The sequence below is a fragment of the Butyrivibrio sp. MC2021 genome, assembly GCF_000621605.1.
GTDB lineage: Bacteria > Bacillota > Clostridia > Lachnospirales > Lachnospiraceae > Butyrivibrio.
On sequence record NZ_JHXX01000001.1, the window covers coordinates 558014 to 570807 of the forward strand.

Annotated in this window: 8 protein-coding genes; 4 read left to right on the forward strand and 4 right to left on the reverse strand. The window is 44.3% G+C overall.

All coding sequences use genetic code 11. The annotated features are described in order from the left end of the window. The first annotated feature begins 63 nt into the window (after nucleotides 1-63). Nucleotides 64-1635 carry an RICIN domain-containing protein gene (locus T359_RS0102255; RefSeq protein ID WP_026516070.1) on the forward strand — a complete coding sequence of 524 codons (1572 nt, stop codon included), beginning with the start codon at nucleotides 64-66 and terminating at the stop codon, nucleotides 1633-1635. Between the two features lie 164 nt (nucleotides 1636-1799). Further along, on the forward strand, nucleotides 1800-2552 hold the full coding sequence (locus tag T359_RS0102260; protein ID WP_155839955.1) for a hypothetical protein: 753 nt from the start codon (nucleotides 1800-1802) through the stop codon (nucleotides 2550-2552). A 75-nt stretch (nucleotides 2553-2627) separates the two neighbouring features. On the opposite strand, the gene ppdK is transcribed toward T359_RS0102260, so the two are convergent. From ppdK to T359_RS0102280, 4 genes are all read right to left on the reverse strand, one after another. After that, on the reverse strand, nucleotides 2628-5465 hold the full coding sequence (gene ppdK / locus T359_RS0102265) for a pyruvate, phosphate dikinase (RefSeq protein ID WP_026516072.1): 2838 nt from the start codon (nucleotides 5463-5465) through the stop codon (nucleotides 2628-2630). Nucleotides 5466-5639: 174 nt separating this feature from the next. Continuing rightward, nucleotides 5640-6536, reverse strand: coding sequence for a glycerophosphodiester phosphodiesterase family protein (locus T359_RS0102270; protein WP_026516073.1), 897 nt, complete (start codon nucleotides 6534-6536; stop codon nucleotides 5640-5642). Nucleotides 6537-6698: 162 nt separating this feature from the next. Continuing rightward, nucleotides 6699-8591 (reverse strand): GDSL-type esterase/lipase family protein, encoded by a 1893-nt coding sequence (locus T359_RS0102275; protein WP_026516074.1) that lies wholly within the window; start codon nucleotides 8589-8591, stop codon nucleotides 6699-6701. A gap of 92 nt (nucleotides 8592-8683) precedes the next feature. Then, nucleotides 8684-9997 (reverse strand): MFS transporter, encoded by a 1314-nt coding sequence (locus T359_RS0102280; protein ID WP_026516075.1) that lies wholly within the window; start codon nucleotides 9995-9997, stop codon nucleotides 8684-8686. A 170-nt stretch (nucleotides 9998-10167) separates the two neighbouring features. Here T359_RS0102280 and T359_RS0102285 point away from each other — a divergent pair, with 170 nt between their 5' ends. Together T359_RS0102285 and T359_RS0102290 are read left to right on the forward strand one after the other, a co-directional pair. Next, nucleotides 10168-11808, forward strand: coding sequence for an ABC-F family ATP-binding cassette domain-containing protein (locus T359_RS0102285; RefSeq protein WP_026516076.1), 1641 nt, complete (start codon nucleotides 10168-10170; stop codon nucleotides 11806-11808). A 66-nt stretch (nucleotides 11809-11874) separates the two neighbouring features. After that, on the forward strand, nucleotides 11875-12750 hold the full coding sequence (locus T359_RS0102290) for a phosphoribosylaminoimidazolesuccinocarboxamide synthase (protein WP_026516077.1): 876 nt from the start codon (nucleotides 11875-11877) through the stop codon (nucleotides 12748-12750). Nucleotides 12751-12794 lie beyond the last annotated feature (44 nt).

The following is a 12794-nucleotide window of genomic DNA, read 5'->3' on the forward strand; positions in this document are numbered from 1 at the left end:
GATACTATCGTGTTTTGGTTTGGGAGGCTTAAACATTTTTCAGAATATTGGGAGGACAAACAAATGTTACGTAGGTATGCAAAAAAGCTATTGGTAGCCATACTGACGGCAGCTGTGGTAGTATCTACAGCCAACGTGGCTACAACGGGGAAAACCGCTGAGGCGGGATCAAACATCATTGCAGACGGATGGTATTACATCAAGGACATAGGCAGCCAGAAATACCTTGATGTTGCAGGAGGCAATGACTCCAACGGGGCCAATGTTCAGCAGTACAAGGGCATTGGTGGAGATCCTCAGAAATGGTATGTAACTAATCAGGGAAGTAATTATATCACTATCAGAAGCGGTCTTAAGGGTGGCCGCATGCTGGATGTTAACGGTGGTAAGGCTGACAATGGCACAAATATTCAGATCTGGGTTGCCAACGGCAGAGATTCACAGACCTTTAAGGTTAAAAAAATCTCCAGCGGTGTGGTAGCACTTCAGACAAAATGCAGCAATAACAAGCAGGCTGTTGATGTTAACGGCTCATCTTCTTCAGACGGTGCCAATGTTATCACAATGAAATACACCGGAAAAGCCTGTCAGCAGTTCAAATTTGAAGCCTGCAATCAGGGTTCAAGCGGTTCAGGTTCAAGCGGCGGCTCAGGCTCAGGCAGTGGCTCAGGTTCAGGCAGTGGTTCAGGAAGTGGTTCCGGATCAGGTTCAACAACACCTTCCGGCAACACCATCACAGTTAAAAATGGTGGAACAACTCTTGAGTCAGCAATCAGCAAGGCTTCAGCAGGAACAACCATTATTATCGATGGTACTGTAAAGAGCGGCGCTGTTAAGCTTAAGAGCGGAGTACATATTTCAGGTAAGAACAATGCAACAATCGACTTCTCTTCTACCAGTGGCAGCTCAGGAAGAGGAATTACAATCTCAGGAAGCGGCAGCAAGCTTGAGAACTTTACAGTTAAGAACGCAGCCGACAACGGTATCTTCATCGACGGAAACAACAACACCTTCACCAATGTGACCTGCTGCTACAACAAGGATGCAGGCTTCCAGGTAAGCAACGGCGGTGCCAACAACAAGTTCTACAGCTGCCATTCACACCACAACGCAGATCCTAAGGGTGAGAACGCAGACGGATTTGCTGTTAAGCTTCATTCAGGTGTAGGCAACTACTTCGAGAACTGTGTAGCCGAATACAACAGTGATGACGGATGGGACTGCTATGCAGCTCACGGTGCAGTTACACTTAAGAACTGCAAGGCTAACTACAACGGCTATTGCAATGGTATTTACGGTGATGGCAACGGATTCAAAATGGGTGGTGTAGACAACAAGACATCAGGCGTTGCAGCTCACCTTGATCCTCTTAACCACTATCTTGAGGGATGTCAGGCAATCGGCAACTATGCCAGCGGATTCGACAGAAACAACCAGAACGGTGTTGTAACCATGAAGAACTGCCTTGCAGACGGCAACAAGAAATACAACTACAACTGGCCTAAGGAAGGAACTCCTTCAGCTCTTGGCAAAAAGGTAACCTTCGGTACAGCTATTATCGACAGCTGCACATCCAAGAACGGAAAGAACAACATCAAGGGCGCTTCATTAAAGGGAACTTGCGTTGGATTCTAATTTATCAGTCAAAAAATAAGCGCAGCTCTCCCATACCGGAAACTAAAACAACAATAAAGAAATATGATAAATGCAGGAAAAAACATTCCTGCATTTATTTTTTTACGTACATGTAATATAATAAAAATCATTTTAAAAACACATTAACAAGGAGTATATAACGTTTGAAAAAATACAATAAGAAAGACATAATCCTACTATCGGTCGTATTATTGTCAGCGATTGGCGTATTGATTGCAGGGACTATTTTCATAGTTGGTCAGCTTAAGTCTCCTCCCCCATCAGACTATTCTGAAGAAGCTGAAGGATCTGATTATGCCTCGGAAGAATTCTCAGATGAATACTCAGATGAAGTTTCAGAAGATGATGATACTCAGGTACGGGAGATCAGTTATGATATACCGGCGTACAATGAAGCGGACAGCACTTTTTCCTTTAACCTCTATGATATAGATTACTCTATTCCTGTCAGCCTGGAAGCTCTTTTGGACAGAGGTTGGAACTTCTTTGAAGATACTGACGAAGATATAACACTGGAAGCCGATGAAGCTAAATATATTGACCTTTCCTGCCCCGGTGATCATAGCCAGCACTTCCAGATAAATGCCAGGAACTTTTCATCATCTCCCGCAAATATACGTGATTGTCAGGTGGTATGTATCTCGATCTTCTCCAGTTCTCTGGAGAAGCTTGGCACTGATGCCACATTCTATGACGGCAAACTTTCTTTGGCGTCAACTACCCGTGAGGAAGTTCTTGCCACCATGGGTGAGCCGAAATATACCAATGACAGCAGTTATTCCACCGCCTATACATTTCGGTTTGATGACGACTTCAACAGTACCATAACCGTTAGTTTCAACCAGGGTAAAGAGCATCCCCAGTGGGTCAGAATCCTTCATGAGGTTAATCCATAACAAGTTAATTACTTTTATTGCATAACAAAAGGGCTGCCGATTCGGCAGCCCTCTTTATATATCCATTTCAGAATATTATTTATTTCTGTTATCGTTGTAAACCTTCTTAGCCTCTTCAAGACCAGCCTTAAGTCCGGCAAGTCCAGCCTTAGCAACCTCAGCAGATGTCTCTGCGAGCTCCTTAGCGATAACCTGAGCCTTCTCAGCAGCCTCTTTAAGCTTCTCCTTGGTCTCATCATCTACGAAAGACTTTGAACCCTCGCAAGAACACTTAGCGCTCTTCTCAGCGATAGCAGCCTGAGCAGCAGCAAGTCTTGCAACAGGAACACGGAAAGGTGAGCATGATACATAGTCAAGTCCGATCTTGTGGCAGAACTCAACTGATGAAGGATCTCCACCGTGCTCGCCGCAAATACCAACATGAAGTGAAGGATTTACAGGCTTACCAAGCTTAAGTGACATCTCCATAAGCTTACCAACACCAGTCTGGTCAAGCTTAGCAAATGGATCGTTCTCGAAGATCTTTGTGTCATAGTAAGCATTGAGGAACTTACCGGCATCATCACGAGAGAATCCGAATGTCATCTGTGTAAGGTCGTTAGTACCGAAGCAGAAGAAATCAGCTTCCTTAGCGATCTCATCAGCTGTAAGAGCAGCTCTTGGGATCTCGATCATTGTACCAACTTCGTACTCAAGCTTAGCACCGGCAGCTGCGATCTCAGCATCAGCTGTCTCAACAACTACCTTCTTAACGTACTTAAGCTCCTTAACTTCGCATACAAGAGGAATCATGATCTCAGGCTTAACATTCCACTGAGGGTGCTCCTTCTGTACTTCAAGAGCAGCGCGGATAACAGCCTTAGTCTGCATCTTAGCAATTTCAGGATATGTAACTGCAAGACGGCATCCTCTGTGACCCATCATAGGGTTGAACTCGTGAAGAGATGTGATGATAGCCTTGATCTCTTCTACGCTCTTATTCTTTGCCTCTGCAAGCTTCTTGATCTCGTCCTCTGTTGTAGGAACGAACTCGTGAAGCGGAGGATCAAGGAATCTGATTGTAACAGGGCATCCCTCAAGTGCCTCATAGAGAGCCTTGAAGTCTGACTGCTGGTAAGGAAGGATTTTATCAAGAGCTTCCTCTCTCTCTTCTACTGTATCTGAGCAGATCATCTCACGGAAAGCAGCGATTCTGTCTTCCTCGAAGAACATGTGCTCTGTACGGCAAAGACCAATACCCTCAGCACCAAGCTCTCTAGCCTTCTTAGCATCTGCAGGTGTATCAGCGTTTGTACGAACCTTAAGTCTTCTGAACTCATCAGCCCATGCCATGATACGTCCGAACTCGCCGGCGATCTGAGCATCAACTGTTGCGATCTGGCCATCATAGATGTTACCTGTTGTACCATCGATTGAAATGAAGTCTCCCTCGTGGAACTCTTTTCCTGCAAGAGTGAACTTTTTGTTCTCTTCGTCCATGTTGATGTCGCCACAACCTGATACGCAGCACTCACCCATACCACGAGCAACTACGGCAGCGTGTGATGTCATACCACCACGAACTGTAAGGATACCCTGAGCAGCCTTCATACCTGTGATATCCTCAGGTGAAGTCTCAAGACGAACAAGTACAACCTTCTCGCCTCTTGCAGCCCATTCTACAGCGTCATCAGCTGTGAATACAACCTTACCGCAAGCAGCTCCGGGTGAAGCACCAAGACCCTTTCCGATAGGTGTTGCAGCCTTAAGAGCAGCAGCATCGAACTGAGGGTGAAGAAGTGTATCAAGGTTACGAGGATCGATCATTGCTACAGCTTCTTCAGGAGTCTTGTGTCCCTCATCAACAAGGTCACAAGCGATCTTAAGAGCAGCAGGAGCTGTTCTCTTACCGTTACGGCACTGAAGCATGTAGAGCTTCTTGTTCTCTACTGTGAACTCCATATCCTGCATATCATGGTAGTGATTCTCAAGAGTCTCACAAACCTTGATGAACTCAGCATATGCCTCAGGGAATTCCTTCTCCATCTGAGCGATAGGCATAGGTGTACGAACACCGGCAACTACGTCCTCACCCTGAGCGTTGATAAGGAACTCACCCATAAGTTTATTCTCACCTGTTGCAGGGTCACGTGTGAAAGCAACACCTGTACCAGACTCATTATTAAGGTTACCGAATACCATAGGCATTACGTTAACAGCTGTTCCCCATGAATAAGGGATATCGTTATCACGACGATATACGTTAGCACGAGGGTTATCCCATGAACGGAATACAGCCTCGATAGCGAGCTTAAGCTGCTCTACAGGATCTGAAGGGAAGTCCTTGCCAAGCTGGCTCTTGTACTCAGCCTTGAACTGTGTAGCAAGTTCCTTAAGATCTGCTGCTGTAAGGTCAACATCGAACTTAACACCCTTCTCCTCTTTCATCTTGTCGATGAGCTGCTCGAAGTACTTCTTACCAACCTCCATAACAACGTCAGAGAACATCTGGATGAAACGACGATATGAATCGTAAACAAAACGCTCGAATGCAGGATCAGGATTGCCCTTGATCATTGCATCTACAACCTCGTCATTAAGACCAAGGTTAAGGATTGTGTCCATCATACCGGGCATTGAAGCACGAGCACCTGAACGAACTGATACAAGAAGAGGATTCTGAAGATTGCCAAACTTCTTGCCGTTGATCTCCTCCATCTTCTTAACGCCTTCCATAGCCTGAGCCATGATCTCGTCGTTGATCTTACGACCATCCTCGTAGTACTGTGTGCAAGCCTCAGTTGTGATTGTGAAGCCCTGTGGTACAGGAAGACCAATGCTTGTCATCTCAGCAAGGTTAGCACCCTTACCACCAAGAAGGTTACGCATTGTCATGTCACCTTCGCTGAACATATAAACCCACTTGTTCGCCATGTTTTTACCTTTCTTACCGACCTCTAAATCGGTAACCTTTCTATTTGCATATTATAACCACCACAACATTATCATGTACGGACGCTTCCGCAATGACATATATGTATTCAAGCAACTGTTTGAGTACATATACATCACGGCGGTAGCAAGACATTGATAAGCTATGGATAATTATCAAACCCTGTTCCCCTGTTTGGGAATGAAGCTGTCAAAAATATAAATGTCAAAGTTCTTTTTGGCCCTGGTCAGCTCTTCCTCACTCTTGATGGTCCAGCCTGCGGCCACGTTCCCGTACAAATGTCTGCAGAGCCAAAGCGAATGGCTTCTGGGGAACTTATGATTAAATGCTATAAAATCCGGTTTGGTCAGGAAATTAAGCAATAATTTCGTAAGAATAAAATACAGCGGTCCCTTGAACTCCTCAGGCTTGTCCTTGTGGAATTCATCCGAAAGCTGTCCTCTCATAACATCGGGGCGATTCTTCCTATACCAGAAAACCCCCAGCGGATTAAATGATTCTATGCAGTAAACCCCTTTGTAATCCTTGAGAAGCTCGTTGACCTTGGGACATACGGAAACGTCCTTAAGCTCTATCTTGAGCTCAATGATAAGCGGAACTCTTCCGTCTACCATCCTGATAAAATCTTCAAATCTTGGAATCTTCTCATCAGAAGAAAGAAGGTGAAACTGTTGCAATTCCTGGAAAGTATAGTCTATTACCTTGCCGGTAACTCCTATTGAACCATCAGGGTTTTTGACACCTTCTTCTGAACAGCCTTCATTGTATCTGGCAACTCTGGCAAGTGTGAAATCGTGGAAAATAACGGGAATCCCGTCCTTAGTCAGCTGGACATCACATTCTATGCCATATCCGCCCTCCACAGCCTTCTTAAAAGCAGCCATGGAATTCTCAGGAGCCTGGGAAGTATTATCATGTAAGCCCCGGTGCGCATACAGCACCTGCGTATAAGGCTCTCTTGATGGCTTATGCAGCATTCTGGGCATTATCATAAGAAAATATAACACCGCCAGTGCCAGTAAAATAAAGCATAAAACCTCAAAGAAAAACATTAAATCACTTCCTACTGATAATTTTTTAACTAATCCGCTACATATTTTACACACTATTTGTTAATTTAGCAACAAAAAAAGTCCCGAAAATACATAAATTTCTCGGAACTTTTTATTATTGTTATATAATTAACGCAATTTTGTGATAACTCTTATCCTGTATCAGTGAGCAGGGTGAACTCCTGTATCGTCAGGAAGCGCTGTTCCTATAGATTCAGTGAGATCCACCATTCGTGCAAGACCTCTGTAGGCAACTGCTCTGGAAATATACGGGCATCCGGCATGCTTGTAATCCGACTCCTCCGAATCTGTCTCATCACAGAAATCAAATTCGTTCTCATTGTCCTTACAGATATCTCCTATGATATCCAGCTCATAAGCCCTTCTGAGGCACTCTTCCATAGAAATATTTCTCTTGTTCTTATCCTTTTCCATGGCTCTTATCAAAAAGCTGGCGTATTCCCCGTAGGATAAGGCATCATCAGGTCTGAAGAAAAGCTTATCTCCTATCTTCTTGATGGTAATGTCATCTATAAGATTCTCATCAATCAGAGCCTGAACATAAGCCGAATCCCATTCATCCACTTCCAGATCGGCGTATTTTTTATGATAGGGCCTTACTCCGTCCTTATGGATAGCCTTGAACATTGTCATAAGGAATTGGCCTCTCGGCATCTCTTCATCAGGGTGAAGATGCATTACACAGGGATCCAAAATGCCATATTTAAACGCCTCATTGATAAAAATGCAATCCCTTATCTTGGGAATGTCAACATAAGGAAGTTCCATAACCGGATATTCCGGATCATAAACCTGTGCCGGTGCCTGCTGCATATCCGAAGCTGTAACGGATATACCGGAGTCAGCATCATTATCGAAATCGTTAATAGGATTGGAAGAAACTCTTCTGCACTCCTCCATAAACATACCTGCGATCAGCATTGATCCGATGTCATTGGTATGGGTTATATCGCCGTTTATAAAATAATTCCGGCACTCATCCTCAAGCCTTACCCACTCGTTGAAGGTAAGCTCATGAAGATTGGCAAAGGAAACACCGCTGTCCAGGGCTGCCTTTTTAGCCGCCTTAGCGAAGCTATCAAGCAGTGAATATCTGCAAGGCATATCAAGCTCACGGGATTCCTTATCCGAAAGTGAAAAAGGAATGCGACTGACAGGTGAGCAGATGATAACTCTGACCTTTGCTTTCTTAGCCTCTGCGGCATACCTGAGCAGATTGTTGTAATATCCCTTAAAGGGCTTGAGATTTCTTCTCTTCTGATCGTTATGGCCAAACTGAAGAATCAGCACATCGTCAGGCTTCATAAACTCCAGAAAAATCTCGTAGTGTCCGTCATCCCTGAAGCAGTTGGTTGTAAGTCCTGAATGAGCCAGATTGCAAACAGCAGCGCCTCTGATAAACATCGGAAACACCTGTCCCCATCCGCCGAAACTATCTCTGGGGAAATACGGTATTCCTGCACTCTGCTCAGTGAGAGTCGAATCACCGGCCAACCAGATAACAGGGACCTGCTCTTCACTGATCTCCACTGATACTGTTATTCCATCCTTGAGTTCAGGAGAACGACCATCCTCGCCGATGTATAAAAGATTCTTTCCGCAAAGACTTATAAACAGGGACTTGTCGTTGCATCTGTCAGAGGAAAGTTCAGGAATGTATGGCATTACAGCAGCATAAAACTCATTTTCACAAAAAGAGCCTGCATCTACAATATTGCCTCTGCTGATCATATTCCTTCTGCCGGAGAAAATGATCAGATCCTCCAAATGAACATACTCGGAAGATATCCTTACCTTAACCTTGTAGGTTCCGAAAGAAGGAACCTCGGTCTTGATAATAAATACTTCCCTATCCGGCAGCGAAAGCTTTTTCTCAAAAACTCTTCTGCTCCAGCCTCCGCTCTTGATCGCGGTGCCTGAAGCGGTAGGCATAAGATTTTTTTCAATATGAGGCTCCCATGTACCATAGCCTTTTTCGGTAGTAAAACCATTATCGGCAGCGCCGCCGCTGATAGTAAAATTCTTAAAAAACATTGCTTTACTCCTATAATCTTTCATATTCATATTACAATAAAGTTTATATTTTATAAAGCAAATTTTTATAGAATTTTAATAATTTTCAATTATCAGTCATCCACGTCAAAATGCTCAAGAATAGTCTTCTTTTTATCGGGTCTTGTATCTCCGTGCTTAACCATAAGCATTGTTACAAAGGCCAGAGCCGAGAAAATAAATGCGTATGGGAAAAGCGTCTTATAGGATACATGCTCCAAAAGAAAGCCTGAAAAGATCGGAGTGAACACCTGGGCTGCCATGGAAAAAGTATAATAGGTACCTGTGAACTTACCGATATCCCCGGACTTACTCATCTCAACCACCATGGGATAGGAATTGACATTAATGGCTGCCCAGCCTATTCCCACCAACGCAAAGAATATATTAATGGAGGTGGAAAAATGAGGATACAATCCGGTTATGATAAAGCTTGCTGCCATTATGCATATTCCGATAAGAATAGTTTTCTTTCTGCCAAGTTTGCCGGAAATAAGCGCGATAGGAACATAACTGAGGGTCGCTGCACCGGTAGCCACAAGAAGACAGGTTGCATAGGCGTTGTCATGAAGGTCCCATACTTCCACCACAAAACGTGAGAATGCGGTTGTTACAGCGTTATAAGCGGTAAACCATAAAAATACAGATAAAAGAAGGAATAACAGGCTTCGTTTTACATCCTTGGGCATATCCTGTTTTCCGTCTCCGGAGGCCTTATCTTCTCCCTCCTCAAAGGTCTCACCCAATGAATGAAGTCCACCTTCTTTTTCTATTTTTTTCTTAATCTTTTTCTCATCAATAGTGACAAATACCACAAGGACTGCCACCAGCATGATACCGATAAGACTCAGCATCAGTGGAATATAATTGGTCTGAGCGGGATCCGCAGCCTCTTTTAACAGGAACTTGATCATAACAAGAATATAGATACCACCCAGGGTTCCCATAAGATTGATTATAGCATTGGCACTGCTTCTGAAAGGAGCCGGCGTAAGGTCGGGCATAAGTGATACCGCCGGGGATCTGTAGGTTCCCATAGCCACAAGAAGAAGCAAAAGCACAATGATAAAAAACGGAAGGCTTCTGCTGGGCCTTGCCACCGTTATAAGTACAAATAAAAGGATTGTGGAAAGAAGTGTTCCCAAAAGAATAAAGGGCATTCTCTTACCCATTCTGGTATCCATCCTGTCGGATAGACTTCCGAAAAACGGCAGAAGAAACAGAGCCAGCACATTATCAAGAGCCATAACCACGCCGGTTGCCGTCTCGCCCAGATTAAAGGTATATTTCAGTATCTTAGGGATCTCGTTGTCATAGAATTGCCAAAATGCACAGATAGAAAAGAACGCAAAACCAATAAGTATAGTACGTTTGTAATTGAGCTTCATATTTGATTCCCCCAATCTTTTTTCACTAAATATTATATTAAGGAAATAAGCTGCTTTCTGCAATGTGAAAAAGCCACAATACGAATGGTTGCATTTTATAGAAGATTCTCATATAATACGAAATGTTGCAAAGGATAGATTAATTGAATTTTTGAGAGGTTATTTTTTAAATGATTAGTGCAAATAACGTAACCTTAAGAGTTGGTAAAAAAGCTCTTTTTGAAGAAGTAAACATCAAGTTCACTCCCGGTAACTGCTACGGTATCATCGGAGCCAACGGTGCCGGCAAGTCAACTTTCCTTAAGATCCTTTCAGGACAGATCGAGACCACCAACGGTGATGTAGTCATCTCCGACGGCGAGCGTCTCTCCTTCCTTGAGCAGGATCACTTTAAATATGACGAGGACGTTGTTCTTGATACTGTAATTGCAGGTAACGCCCGTCTTTTCGAAGTTAAGAACGAGAAAGATGCCATTTATGCCAAAGAGGATTTCACTGATGAGGACGGAATCCGTGCCAGCGAGCTGGAGGCAGAATTCGCCGAGATGAACGGCTGGGAAGCTGAGTCAGATGCAGAGAGCCTTCTTAACGGCCTTGGAATCGAAACAGAATATCACTACAAGCTTATGAAGGAGCTTGACGGTGCTCAGAAGGTTAAGGTTCTTCTTGCAAGAGCCCTCTTCGGTAATCCCGATATCCTGCTTCTGGACGAGCCTACCAACCACCTGGATCTGGACGCTATCGCATGGCTCGAGGAGTTCCTTATCAACTTCGAGAACACAGTCATCGTAGTATCCCATGACCGTTACTTCCTTAATAAGGTTTGCACATACATCGCAGATATAGATTACGGCAAGATTCAGCTCTATGCCGGTAACTACGACTTCTGGTACGAGTCATCCCAGCTGATGATCCGTCAGATGAAGGAAGCCAACAAGAAGAAAGAGGAACAGATCAAGGAACTTAAAGAGTTCATCGCTCGTTTCTCTGCTAACGCAAGTAAGAGTAAGCAGGCTACTTCCAGAAAGAAGGCTCTCGAGAAAATCGAGCTTGATACCATCAAGCCTTCCAGCAGAAAGTATCCTTACATTGATTTCAGACCTAACCGTGAGATCGGTAACGAGGTTCTTACAGTTGAGGGGCTTACCAAGACAATCAACGGCGAGAAGGTTCTCGATAACATCTCCTTCGTGATCCAGAGAGAGGACAAGGTTGCATTTGTAGGCGGTAACGAGCTTGCTAAGACTACCCTCTTCCAGATCCTTGCAGGAGAGCTTGAGCCCGATGCAGGAACCTATAAATGGGGTGTAACAACATCACAGGCTTACTTCCCCAAGGACAACACTAAGGAATTCGACAACGACTACACCATCACCGAATGGCTTACAGGCTATTCAGAAGTTAAGGATGCTACCTATGTAAGAGGCTTCCTTGGCCGTATGCTCTTTGCCGGTGAGGACGGTGTTAAAAAGGTTAAGGTTTTATCCGGAGGAGAAAAGGTAAGATGCCTTCTTTCCAAGATGATGATAAGCGGTGCCAACTGCCTTATCTTCGATGAGCCCACTAACCACCTTGATATGGAATCAATCTCAGCTCTTAACGACGGAATGATCAAATTCCCGGGAGTAGAGCTCTTTGCCTGCCGTGACCACCAGGTTGTGCAGACAACAGCCAACAGAATCATGGAGATTCTGCCGGACGGATCACTTATTGATAAGCGCTCCACCTATGATGAGTACCTTGAAAATGACGAAATGGCCAGAAAGCGTACAGTTTACAACACTGTTGCTGAAGAGGAAGAAGACGATTAATGTAGTCTGTACCCCGCTCTATTGCGAGTACATATAATAACAAAGTTTTATCGGAGGAGAAAAAGCATGCAGACATTTAGTCCCGTAAAAGAAGGTAAGGTAAGAGAGATCTATGATATAGGTGAGAACCTTATCATGGTAGCAACTGACAGAATTTCAGCTTTTGATGTTATCTTAAAAAACAAGGTTACTAAGAAGGGCGCTGTTCTTACACAGATGTCAAAATTCTGGTTTGACCTGACAAAGGATATTGTTAAGAACCACATGGTCAGCGTTGATACAGCTGATATGCCCGAATATTTCAGAACTCCTGAATTTACAGGAAACAGCATGCTTTGCAAAAAGCTCACAATGATCCCCGTTGAGTGTATCGTTCGTGGCTATATAACAGGTAGCGGTTGGAAGAGCTATCAGGAAAACGGAACCGTTTGCGGTATCAAGCTTCCTGAAGGTCTCAAGGAATGCGGTAAGCTCCCTGAACCCATCTACACCCCCAGCACCAAGGCTGAGATCGGTGATCACGATGAGAACATCGACTTCGACCGCAGCGTAGAAGTTCTTGAGAAGGCTTTCCCGGGACATGGTCAGGAATACGCCACCAAGATCAGAGACTACACACTTGCTCTTTACAAGAAGTGCGCTGACTACGCTCTCACCCGCGGCATCATCATTGCAGATACCAAGTTTGAGTTCGGTATCGATGAGAACGGCGAGGTTGTTATCGGTGATGAGATGCTCACTCCCGACAGCTCACGTTTCTGGCCTGTAGAGGGCTATGAAGAGGGACATGATCAGCCTTCCTTCGACAAACAGTTCGTACGTAACTGGCTCAAGGCCAACCCCGACAGTGACTACAACCTTCCTCAGGATGTAATCGACAAGACTATTGATAAGTATCTTGAAGCTTACAGACTTCTTACAGGATCAGAACTTCAGGCATAATTCATAAAAATAAGGCTTTGCCGGATGAATATCATTCCGGCAAA